Source organism: Pseudomonas kribbensis, from assembly GCF_003352185.1.
Classification (GTDB): domain Bacteria; phylum Pseudomonadota; class Gammaproteobacteria; order Pseudomonadales; family Pseudomonadaceae; genus Aquipseudomonas; species Aquipseudomonas kribbensis.
Genome location: NZ_CP029608.1, coordinates 1,158,882 through 1,176,167, shown reverse-complemented (window position 1 = coordinate 1,176,167; position 17,286 = coordinate 1,158,882). Strand labels below are relative to the sequence as shown.

18 protein-coding genes are annotated in these 17,286 nt (G+C 60.9%); 9 read left to right on the top strand and 9 right to left on the bottom strand.

Going from position 1 to position 17,286, the window contains the following annotated elements; translation table 11 throughout:
* Positions 1–164: 164 nt before the first annotated feature.
* Entirely contained in the window at positions 165–1,226 is a 1,062-nt protein-coding gene (lptG, locus tag DLD99_RS05325) for an LPS export ABC transporter permease LptG (protein WP_085711667.1), read from the bottom strand.
* Positions 1,219–2,340: an LPS export ABC transporter permease LptF gene (lptF, locus tag DLD99_RS05320; RefSeq protein ID WP_085711668.1), complete on the bottom strand. Its 1,122-nt coding sequence runs from the start codon at positions 2,338–2,340 to the stop codon at positions 1,219–1,221. Before lptF ends, lptG begins: the two co-directional genes overlap by 8 nt.
* Positions 2,341–2,648: 308 nt before the next feature.
* Here lptF and DLD99_RS05315 point away from each other — a divergent pair, with 308 nt between their 5' ends.
* The 5 genes from DLD99_RS05315 (at position 2,649) to rlmF (ending at position 9,234) form a co-directional block, all read left to right on the top strand.
* Positions 2,649–4,139, top strand: a complete 1,491-nt coding sequence (locus tag DLD99_RS05315; protein WP_114881502.1) for a leucyl aminopeptidase — start codon at positions 2,649–2,651, stop codon at positions 4,137–4,139.
* 60 nt (positions 4,140–4,199) lie between these two features.
* Positions 4,200–4,628: a DNA polymerase III subunit chi gene (locus DLD99_RS05310; RefSeq protein WP_114881501.1), complete on the top strand. Its 429-nt coding sequence runs from the start codon at positions 4,200–4,202 to the stop codon at positions 4,626–4,628.
* A gap of 8 nt (positions 4,629–4,636) precedes the next feature.
* Complete coding sequence (locus DLD99_RS05305; protein WP_114881500.1) at positions 4,637–5,032, top strand: DNA polymerase III subunit chi; 396 nt, start codon at positions 4,637–4,639, stop codon at positions 5,030–5,032.
* 199 nt (positions 5,033–5,231) lie between these two features.
* Positions 5,232–8,078: a valine--tRNA ligase gene (locus tag DLD99_RS05300; protein WP_114881499.1), complete on the top strand. Its 2,847-nt coding sequence runs from the start codon at positions 5,232–5,234 to the stop codon at positions 8,076–8,078.
* A 133-nt stretch (positions 8,079–8,211) separates the two neighbouring features.
* On the top strand, positions 8,212–9,234 hold the full coding sequence (gene rlmF / locus DLD99_RS05295; RefSeq protein ID WP_085711673.1) for a 23S rRNA (adenine(1618)-N(6))-methyltransferase RlmF: 1,023 nt from the start codon (positions 8,212–8,214) through the stop codon (positions 9,232–9,234).
* Between the two features lie 122 nt (positions 9,235–9,356).
* Here the strand turns inward: rlmF and DLD99_RS05290 are convergent, their stop codons facing one another.
* Complete coding sequence (locus tag DLD99_RS05290; RefSeq protein ID WP_114881498.1) at positions 9,357–9,638, bottom strand: HU family DNA-binding protein; 282 nt, start codon at positions 9,636–9,638, stop codon at positions 9,357–9,359.
* A 396-nt stretch (positions 9,639–10,034) separates the two neighbouring features.
* Here DLD99_RS05290 and yejK point away from each other — a divergent pair, with 396 nt between their 5' ends.
* Positions 10,035–11,039 (top strand): nucleoid-associated protein YejK, encoded by a 1,005-nt coding sequence (yejK, locus tag DLD99_RS05285; protein WP_007957356.1) that lies wholly within the window; start codon positions 10,035–10,037, stop codon positions 11,037–11,039.
* Positions 11,039–11,389, top strand: a complete 351-nt coding sequence (locus DLD99_RS05280) for a glutaredoxin family protein (RefSeq protein ID WP_114881497.1) — start codon at positions 11,039–11,041, stop codon at positions 11,387–11,389. Before yejK ends, DLD99_RS05280 begins: the two co-directional genes overlap by 1 nt.
* A gap of 31 nt (positions 11,390–11,420) precedes the next feature.
* Here DLD99_RS05280 and DLD99_RS05275 read toward each other — a convergent pair whose 3' ends face one another.
* The 5 genes from DLD99_RS05275 to DLD99_RS05255 form a co-directional block, all read right to left on the bottom strand.
* Positions 11,421–12,356, bottom strand: a complete 936-nt coding sequence (locus DLD99_RS05275; RefSeq protein ID WP_114881496.1) for a glutathione S-transferase family protein — start codon at positions 12,354–12,356, stop codon at positions 11,421–11,423.
* Positions 12,357–12,631: 275 nt separating this feature from the next.
* Entirely contained in the window at positions 12,632–12,934 is a 303-nt protein-coding gene (locus DLD99_RS05270) for a GIY-YIG nuclease family protein (protein WP_114881495.1), read from the bottom strand.
* A gap of 39 nt (positions 12,935–12,973) precedes the next feature.
* Positions 12,974–13,447 (bottom strand): nuclear transport factor 2 family protein, encoded by a 474-nt coding sequence (locus DLD99_RS05265; protein ID WP_114881494.1) that lies wholly within the window; start codon positions 13,445–13,447, stop codon positions 12,974–12,976.
* Between the two features lie 100 nt (positions 13,448–13,547).
* Positions 13,548–14,852 (bottom strand): CynX/NimT family MFS transporter, encoded by a 1,305-nt coding sequence (locus tag DLD99_RS05260; protein WP_114881493.1) that lies wholly within the window; start codon positions 14,850–14,852, stop codon positions 13,548–13,550.
* Positions 14,842–15,501 carry a FadR/GntR family transcriptional regulator gene (locus DLD99_RS05255; protein WP_085711680.1) on the bottom strand — a complete coding sequence of 220 codons (660 nt, stop codon included), beginning with the start codon at positions 15,499–15,501 and terminating at the stop codon, positions 14,842–14,844. The genes DLD99_RS05260 and DLD99_RS05255 overlap by 11 nt, the downstream gene beginning before the upstream one ends.
* Before the next feature lie 166 nt (positions 15,502–15,667).
* Between DLD99_RS05255 and DLD99_RS05250 the strand changes: the two genes are divergently transcribed.
* On the top strand, positions 15,668–15,979 hold the full coding sequence (locus tag DLD99_RS05250) for a type II toxin-antitoxin system MqsR family toxin (protein ID WP_074691191.1): 312 nt from the start codon (positions 15,668–15,670) through the stop codon (positions 15,977–15,979).
* On the top strand, positions 15,976–16,467 hold the full coding sequence (locus DLD99_RS05245) for a type II TA system antitoxin MqsA family protein (protein WP_007957339.1): 492 nt from the start codon (positions 15,976–15,978) through the stop codon (positions 16,465–16,467). The genes DLD99_RS05250 and DLD99_RS05245 overlap by 4 nt, the downstream gene beginning before the upstream one ends.
* A 52-nt stretch (positions 16,468–16,519) precedes the next feature.
* Here the strand turns inward: DLD99_RS05245 and DLD99_RS05240 are convergent, their stop codons facing one another.
* A complete protein-coding gene (locus DLD99_RS05240; RefSeq protein ID WP_114881492.1) occupies positions 16,520–17,284 on the bottom strand; it encodes an amino acid ABC transporter ATP-binding protein in 765 nt (254 codons plus the stop codon).
* Positions 17,285–17,286 lie beyond the last annotated feature (2 nt).

Here is a 17,286-nt window from a genome sequence, read left to right as displayed (position 1 = left end):
CTCAAAAAGGCTGCAGGCTTGGCCCGCCGAAAAATAGCCGGGAATTGTACCTGATACACGGCGCAAGCGTCACGTTCGCCTGTCACCCGGATTGCATGCAAAAACGCCCCGGTCTGGCGACCGGGGCGTTTTTCAAGGTTGAAGCAAGGGTGAAACCTTGTTCATCAACCGGCTCGACGCAGTAACCAGACACCCGCCAGCGCACAGACGCCGGCCGGAACCAGCACCGCGAACAGCGGCGAGAAGCCGAACACCAGGCTGGATGGCCCCAGCAGATCCTGGACGATCCGGAAGGTGAACCCCACCAGCACACCGGTGAACACTCGCTGCCCCAGGGTCACCGAACGCAATGGGCCGAAAATGAAGGAGATCGCCATCAGCACCAGCGCAGCGGTCACCAGCGGCTGCAACACCTTGACCCAAAACGCCAGCCAGTAACGGCCATTGCTCAGCCCCTGATCCGCCAGGTAATGGATATAACCCCACAGGCCGCTGATCGACAGCGCTTCCGGCGCCATGACCACGGTATTCAACAGTTCCGGACTGATGGAAACATCCCAGTCTTCAGTCGGCTTGTTGACGACTTCGGTGCTGCGCTCGTGGAACAGCGTGGTGGTGATATCGGTGAGCTGCCAGCGTTTGCCATCGAATTCGGCACGCTTGGCGAAGCTCGAACTCTGCAGGTGACGCTCTTTGTCGAAGTGATAGCGGGTCACGCCATACAGCAGGCCATCGGGTTGAACGGCGTTGATATGGATGAACTCGTCACCCTGACGGTGCCACATGCCGTGCTTGGCGCTCTGTGCGTCACCGCTGCCCTGAGCCAGCGAACGATTGGCCTGAGCCATGCTCTCGGTAGCCGGGGCAACGTATTCGCCGATCAGCACGCCGGCCAGCATCAGCACCAGCATCGGCTTCATCACCGCCCAGACGATGCGTCCGATGGACACACCAGCCGCGCGCATGACGGTCAGTTCGCTGCTGCTTGCCAGACTGCCGAGGCCGATCAGACAGCCGATCAACGCCGCCATCGGCAGCATGTCGTAGAGCCGGCGCGGTGCGGTCAGCAGTACAAAGCTCAGCACATCGACCAGCGTGTAGGTTTCGCTGACGTCGCCCATTTCGTCGATGAAGGCAAACAGGGTGGCCAGGCCAAGAATGATCGCCAGCACCGCGATGATCGCGATGAACACGCTGCTGCCGATGTAGCGGTCGAGTTTAACCACGGGCCACCTCCAGCGCAGCGCTGCGACGGCTGGCCAGTTTCAGGCGCAGCGGTTCCCAGTACAGCAGGCCGATACCGATGGCCAGGAAGATCCCGTGCACCCACCACAGACCCAGGCTCGCCGGGATCTTGCCTTTTTCGAGGGCGCCGCGGGCGGCAATCAGGATGGTCAGGTAAGCCATATAAAGAAGAATCGCCGGCAGCAACTTGAGGAAGCGCCCCTGGCGCGGATTGACGCGAGACAGCGGCACCGCCATCAGGGTCACGATAAATACCAGCAGCGGCAGCGACAGGCGCCATTGCAGTTCGGTCTTGGCACGGATGTCGTCGCTGGCCATCAGGGTCGAGGTCGGCATGGCGTCACGATCGGTGACTTCCTCGCTGACATCAGGCTTTGGCAGCAGCACGCCATAGGTTTCGTAATGGATGGCACGGTAGTTGGCCAGCCCCGGGCTACCATCGTAGCGATAGCCGTTGTGCAGGATCAGGTAACGGTTGCCGTCAGGACGGACTTCCTGCCGGCCTTTTTCAGCCACCAGCACGGAAATCCCGCGATCCGCCTGGTTGGCGCCGAGGTTTTTCTGCGAAATGAACACGCTGCCCAGATTGACCCGGTCGTCGCTCAGGGTTTCGGTGTAAGTCACCCGGGTGCCGTCGCGCAACGCCTGGAAGCGGCCCGGTTCGAGGGTGTCGAACTCGGTCAGGGCGTCCTGCTTGTTCAGCAGCAGCTGGAACTGGTTGGCGCCTTGCGGGGCCAGGCTCAGGCTGAGCCAAGCCACCACCAGTGCCACCAGGGTGGCCGGGAACAGGGTCATGCGGAACAGGCGCTGCTGGCTCATGCCAGTGGCCGACAGCACGGTCATTTCGCTTTCCAGATACAACCGGCCGTACGCCAGCAGGATCCCGAGGAACAGGCCCAGCGGCAGGATCAACTGCATGAAGCCCGGCAGACGATAGCCCATGATCAGGAACAGCGATCCCGGATCGAGCTGGCCCGCAGCGGCCTGGGCAAGGTATTTGATGAAGCGACCGCTCATGATGATGACCAGCAGCACGGCGCTTACCGCACTCAGGGTCAACAGGACTTCGCGGGACAGATAACGGAAGACGATCAAACCAGACACTCCAGGGTTGTCAGGCTAAGGCGGCCAAACAAGCAAACGTATCGACAGGCCCGCAAGGCAGAGCCGTCGAAAAAAGATGCGGCATTATCCTGTGATTGAGGGCGCCTGTCACTGCGCACACTCACGCAAGCGTGCAATCCGTTGAAGATCGTACAACCGAGGGTTGTCAGGCGCGGTGAGCGAGGTTCAAACTGCCGCCTCTGTCGCAGGCACTGGCCTGCGCCTCTTCTCTCTATAAGCAGGCGACGGCGGACACCGTCGAACGCCTGCGTGTTGACCATTCATTCAGGGATCCGGACATGGAACTGGTTGTAAAAAGCGTTAGCCCAGAAACGTTGAAAACCGCCACCCTGGTGGTTGCCGTCGGCGAAGGCCGCAAACTCGGCGTCGCGGCCAAGCAGGTCGACGAACTGAGCGGCGGCGCCATCAGCGCCGTGCTCAAGCGTGGCGACCTGGCCGGCAAGGTCGGTCAGAGCCTGCTGCTGCACAGCCTGCCAAACCTGAAAGCCGAGCGCGTGCTGCTGGTCGGCGTGGGCAAGGATGAAGAACTGGGCGACCGCCCGTTCCGCAAGATCGTTGCCGGCATCCTCAACACCCTCAAGGGTCTGGGCGGCAGCGATGCCGTGCTCGCACTGGATGAAATCATCGTCAAGGGCCGCGACAGCTACGGCAAGACCCGCCTGCTGGCCGAAACCCTGGTCGACGGCGAATACACCTTCGACCAGTTCAAGAGCCAGAAAGCCGAACCGCGCGCCCTGAAGAAAATCACCCTGCTGACCATCAAGGCTGCACAAGCCGAAGTGCAGCGCGCCGTGAACCACGCCACCGCAATCGCCAACGGCATGGCCTTCACCCGCAACCTGGGCAACCTGCCGCCGAACATCTGCCACCCGACTTTCCTCGGCGAACAAGCCAAGGACCTCGGTAAAGAGTTCAAGGATCTGAAAGTCGAAGTCCTCGACGAGAAGAAGATCAAATCCCTGGGCATGGGTTCGTTCTACGCCGTCGGCCAGGGCAGCGCCCAGCCGCCGCGCCTGATCGTCATGCAATACAACGGCGGCAAGAAATCCGAGAAGCCGTATGCACTGGTCGGTAAAGGCATCACCTTCGACACCGGCGGCATCAGCCTGAAACCGGGCGCCGGCATGGACGAGATGAAGTACGACATGGGCGGCGCCGCCAGCGTGTTCGGCACCCTGCGTGCCGTGCTGGAACTGAAATTGCCGATCAACCTGGTGTGCATCCTGGCCTGCGCCGAAAACATGCCGAGCGGCACCGCTTCGCGTCCGGGCGACATCGTCACCACCATGAGCGGCCAGACCGTGGAAATCCTCAACACCGACGCCGAAGGCCGTCTGGTGCTGTGCGACGCCCTCACCTACTCCGAGCGCTTCAAGCCACAAGCGGTGATCGACATCGCCACCCTGACCGGCGCATGCGTGGTTGCCCTGGGCGCCCACACCTCGGGCCTGCTGGGCAACAACGACGAACTGATCGAGCAACTGCTGAGCGCCGGCAAGGCTGCCGACGACCGCGCCTGGCAACTGCCGCTGTTCGATGAATACCAGGAGCAACTGGACAGCCCGTTCGCCGACATCGCCAACATTGGCGGGCCGAAGGCCGGCACCATCACCGCTGCGTGCTTCCTGTCGCGCTTCACCAAGAACCTGAACTGGGCGCACCTGGACATCGCGGGCACCGCGTGGACCAGCGGCGGCAAGGACAAGGGCGCCACCGGCCGTCCGGTTCCCCTGCTGACCCAGTACCTGCTGGATCGCGCCAAGGCCTGAAACCGATGACGGCAAGCGCCGCACCTTTCGAGGGGCGGCGCTTGCTGCTCAGGAACCGCAATGACCAAAGTCGACTTCTACATCCTGCCCAGCGCTGATCCTTCGGCGCGTCTGGATTTTGCCTGCAAGCTCACCGAGAAAGCCTGGCGCATGGGCCACCGCATCTACATGCATTGCAGCGATGCCGCCCAGCGTGATGACCTCGATGCGCGGCTGTGGGCGTTCAAGGGCGAAACCTTCGTGCCCCACGGCCCGGCCGAGAGTGAACCGGAAGGTTTGATCGTGCTTGGACTGGGGGATGACTGCGGCCACCATCAGGATTTGCTCGTCAACCTGGACCTGAAAGTCCCGGCCTTCGCCAACAAATTCGCCCGAGTGGCGGAAGTGGTGGTGGAAGATCCGGTGATCCGCGCAGCTGCGCGGGAGAGTTTCCGTTTCTACCGGGAACAGGGCTATCCTCTGCAAGACCACCGTTTACAGCGACTCTGAGTACGCCGATGGACACTCCAAAACCGCTGCAAAAGCCCGCACACCTGCTGGATGACCTCGAGTCGATCCGCCAGTTGCTCGGCGATGACAACCTGCAACCGCCGCTGCTGACCGACACGGTCGATGATGGCGAACAGGAACAGATTCCGATGCTGTTCGACTCGGTCGCCACTGAGCCACCCGCTGTCGAACCGCCGCCAGCGCCCGTCGTGAAGCCCGCCACCGCGCCCGTCGCACCTGTGGATAAAGGCCCCGACGCGCTGCTGCACCTGGACAGCGAACTGCGCGCCGCCGCGCAACTGATCATGCAGGACGTGATCGACGACTTCGCCCCGCACATCGAAAATGAAATCAAACGTCGCCTCGAGGCGCGGATGGAACGGCTTCTGAGCCAGTACGAGTAACTCCCCTATCTCCTGTGGGAGCTGGCCTGCCAGCGATAGCATCACCGCACCTTTCCTGAAAAACCGCGGCGCCTGCATCGCTGGCAGGCCAGCTCCCACATTTAAGCCTCCACCCGGCCCGCCCCGCTCGCCCTGCGCCCCATGCCCCGCTATACTTCCCGGCTTTTCCTGAATAAATGCCAATAGGGTCCCGCCGCGCATGGATAAGACCTACCAGCCGCACGCCATTGAAACTTCCTGGTACAACACCTGGGAGTCCGAGAACTACTTCGCCCCGCAAGGCGCGGGCGACTCCTACACCATCATGATCCCGCCGCCGAACGTCACCGGCAGCCTGCACATGGGTCACGGTTTCAACAACGCGATCATGGACGCCCTGATCCGTTTCCGCCGCATGCAGGGTCGCAACACCCTGTGGCAGCCGGGCACCGACCACGCCGGTATCGCCACGCAGATGCTGGTGGAGCGTCAACTCGAAGCCCAGGGCCAAAATCGCCACGATCTGGGCCGGGAAAAATTCCTCGAGAAAGTCTGGGAGTGGAAGGATCAGTCCGGCGGCAACATCAGCCGTCAGATCCGCCGTCTCGGCTCGTCCGTGGACTGGAGCCGCGAGCGCTTCACCATGGACGACGGCCTCTCGGAAGCCGTTAAAGAAGCGTTCGTGCGCCTGCACGAAGACGGCCTGATCTATCGCGGCAAGCGCCTGGTCAACTGGGACACCAAGCTGCACACGGCGATTTCCGACCTCGAAGTGGAAAACCACGACGAGAAAGGTTTCCTGTGGAACCTGAAGTACCCGCTGGCCGACGGCGCGAAAACCGCCGAAGGCAACGATTTCCTGATCGTTGCGACCACCCGTCCGGAAACCATGCTCGGCGACTCCGCCGTCGCGGTGAACCCGAACGACGAGCGCTACAAAGCCCTGATCGGCAAATTTGTCGAGCTGCCGCTGGTCGGCCGCCGCATCCCGATCATCGCCGACGATTACTGCGATCCTGAATTCGGCACCGGTTGCGTGAAAATCACCCCGGCCCACGATTTCAACGACTACGAAGTCGGCAAGCGTCACAACCTGCCGCTGCTGAACATCTTCGACAAGAACGCCAACGTGCTGCCGGCAGCGCAGGTGTTCAACCTCGACGGCACGCTGAACGAAAGCATCGACGGCAAGATTCCGGCCGAATACGCCGGTCTCGAGCGTTTCGAAGCGCGCAAGCAGATCGTGGCCGCATTCGACGCCGCCGGCCTGCTGGTCAGCGTCGACGACCATAACCTGAAAGTGCCGAAAGGCGACCGCTCCGGCACCGTCATCGAGCCGTGGCTGACCGACCAGTGGTACGTGTCCACCAAGCCGCTGGCCGAGCCTGCGATTGCTGCCGTTGAAGACGGTCGCATCCAGTTCGTGCCGAAACAATACGAAAACATGTACTTCTCTTGGATGCGCGACATCCAGGACTGGTGCATCAGCCGTCAGCTGTGGTGGGGCCACCGGATTCCGGCCTGGTACGACGAGTCGGGCAAGGTCTACGTCGGTCGCGACGAAGCCGAAGTGCGCGCCAAGCACAACCTCGGCCCGGACGTTGCGCTGCAACAGGACAACGACGTGCTCGACACCTGGTTCAGTTCGGGCCTGTGGACCTTCTCCACCCTGGGCTGGCCGGAAAAGACCGAATTCCTGAAGAAATTCCACTCCACCGACGTGCTGGTGACGGGCTTCGACATCATTTTCTTCTGGGTTGCCCGGATGATCATGCTGACCATGCACCTGATCAAGAACGAGGACGGCACGCCGCAGGTTCCATTCAAGACCGTTTACGTGCACGGTCTGGTGCGTGATGGCCAGGGCCAGAAGATGTCCAAGTCCAAGGGCAACGTCCTGGACCCGCTGGACATCATCGATGGCATCGAGCTCGAAACTCTGGTGCAGAAGCGCACTTCCGGTCTGATGCAGCCGAAACTGGCGAAGAAGATCGAGAAGCAGACCCGCGAAGAATTCGCCGACGGCATCGCCAGCTATGGCACCGACGCCCTGCGCTTCACTTTCTGCTCGCTGGCGTCCACCGGTCGCGACATCAAGTTCGACATGGGCCGCGTCGAAGGCTATCGCAACTTCTGCAACAAGATCTGGAACGCTGCGCGTTATGTTCTGGACAAGGGCGAAGACTGCGGCCAGAACGGCGAAGCCTATGAGCTGTCGCTGGCGGATCGCTGGATCATCTCGCAACTGCAACGCACCGAAGCCGAAGTGACCCGTCAACTGGATCAGTTCCGTTTCGACCTGGCGGCGCAAGCGCTGTACGAGTTCATCTGGAACCAGTACTGCGACTGGTACCTGGAACTGTCCAAGCCTGTGCTGTGGGACGAAAACGCGCCGGTCGAGCGTCAGCGCGGCACCCGTCGCACGCTGGTTCGCGTACTGGAAGTGGCGCTGCGTCTGGCGCATCCGTTCATGCCGTTCATCACTGAAGAAATCTGGCAGCGCATCGCGCCGCTGGCCGGCATTCAGGGCAAAACGATCATGCTGCAAGCCTGGCCGGTGGCCAACGAAGAGCGCATCGATCCGGCGGCCGAAGACGACATCGAATGGCTCAAGGGCCTGATGCTCGGCACCCGCAACATCCGTGGCGAAATGAACATCGGCCCGGGCAAACCGCTGCCGATCTACCTGAAAAACGTCACCGCTGAAGATCAGCGTCGCCTGACCGAAAACGAAGCGCTGCTGAAGAAGCTGGCGCGTCTGGAATCGATCACCGTACTGGCGGCCGGCGAAGAAGCGCCACTGTCCGCCACCGCGCTGGTTGGCGAGATGGAAGTGCTGGTACCGATGGCCGGCCTGATCGACAAGAACGCCGAACTGGCGCGTCTGGACAAGGAAATCCTGCGCCTGCAGGGCGAAGTCCAGCGGGTTGGCGGCAAGCTGTCCAACGCCGGTTTCGTTGACAAGGCCCCGGCCGAAGTCATCGAGAAGGAACGTGCCAAACTGGCCGAAGCCGAACAGGCTCTGGGCAAGCTGGCCGAGCAGCACGCGCGGATTGCCAGCCTGTAACGGTAAATCGCACTGAAAAAGGGAGGCCCGCAACGGCCTCCCTTTTTTGTGCCCGGCACTTTTCCGGCCAACAACGCGGCTCCCTGTGGGACAATAGCCGCCACTTTCAGCCCTACCCGAATCGACCACGCCCATGAACGCCCCACGTACACCGAAACCTGCGCGCAAGAAGCCTGACTCCGCCACCCCGGCCAAGCCCGTGGAGCCGCGTAAAGAAGCCAGCCTGCACCCGCGCAATCGCCATCAGGGTCGTTACGACTTCCCGGCGTTGATCAAGACTACGCCGGAGCTGGCGAAATTCGTGATCACCAACCCGTACGGCAAGGAAAGCATCGACTTCGCCAGTCCCGATGCGGTGCGTGTGTTCAACCGGGCGTTGCTCAAGTCGTTCTACGGCATCCAGCATTGGGACATCCCGGCCGATTACCTCTGCCCGCCGGTGCCGGGCCGTGCCGACTACATACACTTCCTGGCCGACCTGCTGGCCAGCAACAACGATGGCGTGGTTCCGCGCGGTGCCATCGTCAACGTGCTGGACATCGGCATGGGCGCCAACTGCGTGTACCCATTGATCGGCAACAGCGAATACCGCTGGCACTTTCTGGGCTCGGAAATCGACCCGACGGCCGTGGCCGCCGCCAGGGCCATCGTCCAGTCCAACGATCTGAGCAAAGTCATCAAGCTGCGCCAGCAAGAGAACCGCAAGCACATCCTGATCGACCTGCTGGAGCCCGGTGAGCGTTTTGACCTGACCATGTGCAACCCGCCGTTCCACGCGTCGATGGAAGAGGCCACCAAGGGCAGCGAGCGTAAATGGCGCGCCTTGGGCAAGGCCGATCCGAAGCGCAAGCTGCCGGTGCTGAACTTCGGTGGCCAGTCTGCCGAACTGTGGTGTGAAGGAGGCGAAGCGCGTTTCGTGACGCAATTGATCGCCGAAAGCGCGACCCTTGCGCACAAGGTGTTGTGGTTCAGCACCCTGGTCTCGAAAGCTTCAAACCTGCCCGCTATCGAGACAGCGCTGAAAAAGGCCGGCGCGCTGGAAAGCCAGGTAGTGGAGATGTCCCAGGGCCAGAAGCAGAGCCGCTTCGTCGCCTGGACCTTCCAGACCAAGTCCGAGCAGCAAATCTGGCGGCGTGAGCGCTGGGTTCGCAAGTAATACGTTTCAACCGGGGCGGCGCTTGATCGCAGCAGCCGCCACTACTGCTGAAACACAATCGGCAGGCACAAAAAAACCGTGCCCGGATCACTCCGGCGCACGGTTTTTTTTATCGCTGCGTCTTACTTGTTCACAGCGTCGGTCAGGCCTTTGGCCACAACCAGCTTGATCACTTTCTTGGCAGGGATTTCGATGGCAGCGCCAGTCGATGGGTTACGGCCAGTGCGGGCAGGACGCTCGGTCACTTTCAGCTTGCCGATACCTGGCAGGGTGATTTCGTGGCCGTTTTCCAACTGATCGGCAACGATTTGGCCCAGTTGCTCCAGAGCGTTACGCGCGGTGGTTTTCGGCGCGTCGATAGCTTCAGCGATGTCGGCGATCAGTTGGTCTTTAGTAAGAGCCATGTAGTGTTCCTTCCCTATCAAATTCATATGGATTGCAGAGTGCAGTGTCAGCCATCGAGCCCGATCTTCTGGATCTGGCACCCTCGGCGATAACCACGACGAGTCGGGGTTATAGATGCCGAAATCAGGGTTTGGTTCGACCTGACAAATGCTGAATGCACGCTTAACGCAGTGACTACGCGTAAGACCGGGCAAAACTAGCACAGAGACAAGGAAATATCCGCCTCTAGCTAGCCAAATGGTCAGGTTTATTGCGCTAAATCGTTAAATAAATGCATAAGCGCCAGCCCATGACCCCGAATTGCCCTTCAGCCCGCGCCAAAACCAGTGGTTGCGGTACACTGAGCGCTTTTTCGGGGGAGCCCGCCCTCCTCCCTTTCACTTGCCGAGAAGCCCATGCCGATCCGTCATTGCATCGTCCACCTGATCGACAAAAAACCCGATGGCACGCCCGCAGTCCTGCACGCCCGTGACTCTGAACTGGCCGAGTCCGCCGCCATCGAAAACATGCTCGCCGACCTCAACGAGAGCTATAACGCCAAACAGGGCAAAGCCTGGGGCTTGTTCCATCCGGAGTCCGGTGCATTCCCGTTCAGCGGCTGGCTGAAGGAATACATGGAGGGCGGCAAGGACTTCACCGCATTCAGCAAAGTCGCGGTCGAGCACCTGCAAAAGCTGATGGAAGAGTCGAACCTGTCGGTGGGCGGCCACGTGCTGTTCGCCCACTACCAGCAAGGCATGACCGACTACCTGGCCATCGCCCTGCTGCACCACAGCGAAGGCGTGGCCGTGACCGATCAACTGGACGTGACCCCGTCGCGCCACCTCGACCTCGGCCAGTTGCACCTGGCGGCGCGGATCAACGTCTCCGAGTGGCAGAACAACAAGCAGTCCAAGCAGTACATCTCGTTCATCAAGGGCAAGAACGGCAAGAAGGTCTCGGAATACTTCCGCGACTTCATCGGCTGCCAGGAAGGCGTCGACGGCCCGGGCGAGACCCGCACGCTGCTCAAGGCTTTCAGCGACTTCGTCGAGAGCGAAGATCTGCCGGAAGATTCCGCCCGCGAGAAGACCAAAACCCTGGTCGACTACGCCAGCAGCCAGGCCAAGCTCGGCGAGCCGATGGGCCTGGAAGAACTGTCGGAGCTGATCGATGAAGAACGCCCGAAGGCCTTCTACGATCACATCCGCAACAAGGACTACGGCCTGTCGCCGGAAATCCCGGCAGACAAACGCACACTCAACCAGTTCCGCCGCTTTACCGGCCGCGCTGAAGGCCTGTCGATCAGCTTCGAAGCGCACCTGTTGGGCTCGAAGATCGAATACGACGAAGAGGCCGGGACGCTGGTCATCAAAGGCCTGCCAACCTCGCTCACCGATCAGCTGAAGCGTCGCAACTGATGCTCGGCAATGTGCTGAAAAAGGTCGCACTGGTTCTGCTGGTGGTCGTGGTCTATCAGAACTGGGGCAAGATCGAGCGGGTGTTCAACCCGTCACAGATGGCGTCCGAGCAGGTCCGCGCCAACGCCAGAGTCGTGCTGTACGCCACGGACTGGTGCGGCTACTGCAAGCAGACCAAGCGTTTTCTCGATCAGAAAGGCATTCCGTTCAAGGAATTCGACATCGAGAAGGACGCCGAGGCACGCAAGGCGTACGAAGCGCTGGGCGGGCGCGGGATCCCGCTGATCGACGTCAATGGCACGTTGATTCGCGGGTTTGATCCGGACGACATTCTCGCCGCACTGAAATGAACGAGGGAGCCAATCGGCTCCCTCGTTTGTTTCAGCGTTTCTCGATCCGGAAACCGAACCGCGGAAAGTGCACATGCACCACGCCACCGCGTTCGTCTTCACGGCGCAGGATCAGCTCTTCACTACCGGCAAATACCAGCTCGCCGGCAACCGGATCAACGCCGTAGTCAGTGGCTGCGATCACGACTTGCTGGCCCGCTGCAAACCCGTTCGGATCGACAAACTGCTCGTCAGGCAATGCCGCTGGTGTCGAGTCGCGCGCAATCTCCAGTGCCTCTTCGGAGCTCATCGCACTGGCCGCACCGTGACCGAAGCCCAGCACCCGCCCGAGCCATGCGGACACCGCCGGATAGTCATCCACCAGCGGTGCCGTCACATGCGTAGCCTTGAGGAACCACAGCGGATGCGCCATGGCGAAGTCAGCAATCGACGGCTCACCGAACAGGAAGTCACCCTCCTCGCGCTGCAACTGCTGCTCCAGACGCGCCATGATGGTTGGCCAATTGTGCTTGGCCTGCTCGGCCGAAATTTTGGTCGCGCTGCCACCACTGAACAGTCCGGCACGATCGGCGAGAAACGCCTTGATCGCTTCCGGCGGCAACTTGCCGAAACGCACCGCCACCGATTCCGGCTGGAACACCAGACTCACCGCATGCTGGAAAACCACCGAGTCAGCCCAGGCAGCGAAACTGGCGGCGATCATTTCCTGACCTTCCGGGAAGAACGAAGGCTGGGCCTTTTCCTGCTCGAGGCGGCGGGCGATCAGCGCAGTGTCGCAATAGATATCGGCGCCGATCTGCAGCACCGGGGTCTTGCGGTAGCCACCGGTCAGGGCGGTCAGATCCGGTTTTGGCATCACCGGCGAAATGTGCACCGAACGCCAGGACAAGCCCTTGAACCCCAACAACAGCCGGGCCTTTTCGGCAAAGGGAGAGGTCGGGTAATGATGCAGAATCAACTCGGACATGCTCGGCTCCGCCGCACAGAAAATGAACCAGCAGCTTAGCGCGCAATTCGTTCGCAGCCTACGGATCCGGCTGATGGGAACTGATCAGTCAGGTTGATAAGAGACGCAAAGACGAATAACCTTCGTCCACGCTAGTGTGTCCAGTGAGACACAGTAAGCCCGGCCGCAAACCGAGGCTTACAGAAAAACCGCCTCGCAAAGGCGGTTTTTTTTCGTCTGTCATTTGTCAGAACGCGCCGCTTCGACGTGCAGGTATTTCTACCGCTCGCACCCGATCAATCAGGCCGATAAGACGCCACCAGACACTCCTTCGCACTCTTCCTGAGCTTCTTGATCAACCGCTCCTGGCGCAATGCATCACTCTTGTCGCGGCACCGCTCGGTATAGACCAACGCCATCGCCGGGCTCGAGAGGAAGAATCGCGCACCCTTGCCGCTCTGGTGCTTGGCGAAACGGCGCACGGGATCATCGCTGATCCCGCAGTACAGCGAACCGTTGGCGGCACGAACGAGGTAGACGAACCAGGACTTGCTCACTGGAACGTCGGCTTCGGGAGGATTTTCGCTGAGGCTGGTCACGGGGCAATTCAGGCGCAAGGGAAACAGGCGGCGATCTTATCAGCGACTCGCCTGAAATGCCTTCAGCCCTTTCAGTGCCTGGGCGCGCACCGCGTTGCGCACCAGCGGCGTCCAGCCCAGCAGCAGGCCCTTGAAGCCCAGTGCCTGGCGAGACCAGCGCCACAGGTCGAAGTGGTCGTGGTGTTCACAGATCTTGCCGTCGCGGAAGACGAAACGCGCCTGGATGTCGTTGATCACGACGTTGCCGGTCTGGCTGAACAGGTAGGTTGCGACCCAGTGGGCACCGCCGCTGCGTTCGTCGGCACGGACGTTGTCGAAGGTCAGGGAGAAGTCCTTGGCCCGGGTGGTGAGCATGCGCCACATGTCGCCGGCATCACGGCCGCGCAGTTCGCCGAAGGCCGGGTCGCTGAACACTACGTCTTCGGTGTAGCAGGCGGCCATGGCCTCGGCGTCGAGGCGCTGGAAAGCCTGGTAGAAACGGGTGATCAAGGCGCTGTTGGCTTCTTCGCTCATGGGCAATCTCCAGGAAATGTACAGATTGCCAGCACGATAATCCGCAAACGCCCGAAACACTATCGGCATTCGCATTCCGAATACCGACAGTGTGTGCACATCAGACCTTTTCGCTTTCAACCTGCACGTACAACGCACGCCCGGCACCGAGACCGGCAAGGATCGCACCGGCACCGACGATGCCGAAGATCCAGCCCACGGCGTTCCAGCCGCCGGTCCAGTCGTGCACCACGCCGACCGCGAAAGGCCCCATGGACGCGAGGGTGTAACCGAAGCCTTGGGACATGCTCGACAGGTTCGCCGCGACATGGGAGTCCCGCGAGCGCAATACAATCAGGGTCAGCGCCAGGCTGAACGTACCGCCCTGCCCCAGGCCCAGCAGGATCGCCCAGCCCCACAGGCCTTCGATTGGCGCATAGAGGCAACCGAACAGGCCGCCGAGGGTCAGCGCCATCACCACCACGATCGCCAGCCGCTGATCCTTGCCGCGCGTGGCCAGCCACGGCGCCGCCAGGGAGCTGGCGAGCTGGATGATCACCGAGCCGGACAACACCAGACCGGCCTGAGTCGGCGTCAGCCCGCGACCGATGAGGATCGACGGCAACCAGCCGAACACGATGTAGGCCAGCGACGATTGCAGGCCCATGTACAAGGTCACCTGCCAGGCCAGCGGATCACGCAACAGCCCGCGCACTCGATACGCGACATTGTGCGCACCGTGCTTCTGACCGATTTGCGGCAGCCAGAACACCGCCGCGACCAGCGCCGGAATCACCCAGAAGCCCAGGCCCATGGCCCAGCTGTGATCGAAGTGCTCGCTCAACGGCACGGTCGAACCCGCCGCCATTGCCGCGCCCAGGCACAGGGCCATGGTGTAGACACCGGTCATGGTGCCGGCATGCCTGGCGAAGTCACGCTTGACTATACCCGGCAGCAACACGCCGATGATGCCGATGCTGGCGCCGCCCAGAACGCTGCCGGCAAACAAACCGATTTCGCCGAAGTTGCTGCGCAGGATGATGCCACCAGCCAGAGTCAGAAGGATCCCCAGCACCACCCGCTCGGCACCGAAGCGCCGTGCCAGCACCGGAGCCAACGGGGCGAACAGGCCGAGACACAGCACCGGCAACGTCGTCAGCAACCCCGCTTGCGCAGCAGTCAGACCAAGACTTTTCGACACTTCACTGAGCAGCGGCGCCATGCTCGACAGCGCCGGGCGCAGGTTCAACGCCACCAGAATCAGCCCCAGCAGCAACAGCCACGGGCGCCGCACCAGCGGATGACTTTGCTGCACCTGCTCATCGTCAGCCTCGGCATCGATCAGCAGCTCCTCCAGTTCGGCGGTGCGCTTGGGGGCGTTGGCGGTTTCAGGGCGGGACATGGTTTTCTCGGTTTCAGGGTTCATTGATCAGTTGCCTCGACAGGGCCTTGGCCCGTTCCGGATCGCGCTGTTCGACGGCTTCGAACAAGGCGATGTGCAAATCGAAGACTTCCTGTCGACGAGGGACGATATTCAGGGTCTGGCGCAATTGCGCGCCGACGATGCTGGAGAAATAGCGATACAGCTCGCTGAGGGTCGGGTTGTGCGCGGCGTCCACCAGGCGGCGGTGAAACACCAGGTCACAGGCGATGTAGCTGTCGAGGTCACCGTGATAGTGGCTGCCGGCAACGCCAAGCGCCTCGCGCAGCCCTGCCAGATCCTCATCGGTACGGCGCAATGCCGCCAGGCCGATGGCCTCGACTTCAAGGATGTGTCGGGTTTCCCGGGCCTGATCCAGCGAGCACTTGGACAGCGCCTTGAGCGTGTCCATCGGATCGACCACCGCCCGCAGATAGCTGCCGTCACCCTGGCGGATTTCGATCAGCCCGGAGAACGCCAGCACCCGCATCGCCTCGCGCACGGTATTGCGGCTGATGCCGAGTTCGGCGCACAGCTCGGGCTCGGTCGGCAGACGCTGTCCGACCTGCCAGGTGCCATCGGTGATGCGTTGGCGCAATTGATCCAGGGCCTGATCGACCAGGGATCGCTTAATGAGTGGAGAAATGTCTGACATAGGATTCGCCCTTTCATCCAATCATGGGATGAATTTTCTGACATGTTAGTCAGCTCCGTGTAGGACAGCAACCACCTAGGTTGATTAGGAGGCAAATGAAGCGGGATTTTCGATTGGTCAAAATTACCCTTTAAGGGTAATTTCAGGGACAGGGTTTTGGTTTCTTATGGAAAAGAACACACCCCATTACGACTTGGTGGTGATCAAGGCTGAGGTCAGGCGACGGGGAAGACAGGCATTCACCAAGAGCGCAGAAAAAACCGGACTGGATCTCGGTTTCAGCATCATAGAGATGCAAGAAATCGTTTTCGAACTGCAGAACAGGATGTTGTACAAGTCGATGACCACCTATGACGATCATCGAGTCTGGCAAGACGTTTATCACACGCACTCACACGATCTGGAGATTTACATCAAGGTGACATACCGCCCCGAAGGTGGCCCACCGGTAATCTCCTTCAAGGAGAAAAACCAATGAAGACCCGGCAATGTTTCAGCTGCGGTGCACGTGAGGGAATGACACATTTCGAGGGCCGCGGCGAAACCATCAGTGTCAAAGGCATGGAACGTCGTATCGATGACCTTGCTGGCTGGGAATGTCGCAAATGCGGTGAGGTCGAGTGGGACGCCGATACCGATAGTGCAGAACGCTACACGCAAGCCGGTGATGATCTGGTGATCGCTGCCCGACAAATGATCGGTAACGAAATGAAGCGCATACGGCGCAAATTGCACCTGACCCAAAAAGAAACGGTGCAACTGCTGTCTGGTGGCGGACACAACGCATTTTCCCGCTATGAGCGCGGCGAAGTGCTTCCGCCGAAGGCGTTGATGCTGCTGATGCGCCTGCTCGATCGCTATCCGCACTTGCTCGCCGATGCGAAAGCCTTGGGTGAAGGGGCGGATCTGAGGAACGCCTTCAAGTATACCGAGCACAAAGAACACGAAACCCTCACCGTGTCCTGATCCCAAAAAAACAAACCCGGCACAAGGCCGGGTTTGTTTTATGAATTAGATATCAATGCAAAATCTGACTCAGGAACAGCTTGGTCCGATCATTCTGCGGATTGTCGAAGAAGTCGTTCGGTGCTGCCTGCTCGACGATCTCGCCCTTGTCCATGAAGATCACGCGGTTGGCCACGGTGCGGGCGAAGCCCATTTCGTGGGTCACGCAGAGCATGGTCATGCCGTCTTCGGCCAGGCCGATCATGGTGTCGAGAACCTCTTTCACCATCTCCGGGTCGAGTGCCGAGGTCGGCTCATCGAACAGCATGATTTTCGGTTTCATGCACAGCGCGCGGGCAATCGCCACACGCTGCTGCTGACCGCCGGACAGTTGGCCCGGAAACTTGTGCGCCTGCTCCGGAATGCGTACGCGTTCCAGGTAATGCATGGCGATTTCCTCGGCCTTGCGCTTGGGCATCTTGCGCACCCACATCGGCGCCAACGTGCAGTTCTGCAGAATGGTCAGGTGCGGGAACAGGTTGAAGTGCTGGAACACCATGCCGACTTCACGACGGATCGCTTCGATCTGCTTGAGGTCGTTGGTCAGCTCCACGCCATCGACCACGATGCGGCCCTGCTGGTGCTCTTCCAGACGGTTCAGGCAGCGGATGGTGGTGGACTTGCCGGAACCGGACGGGCCGCACAGCACGATACGTTCGCCCTGCCTGACGTTGAGGTTGATGTCTTTCAGCACGTGGAACTGGCCGTACCACTTGTTCACGCCCTGCATCTGAATGATGCCTTCAGGGCCCACTGGCTTTTTGATTGCTTCGCTCATCG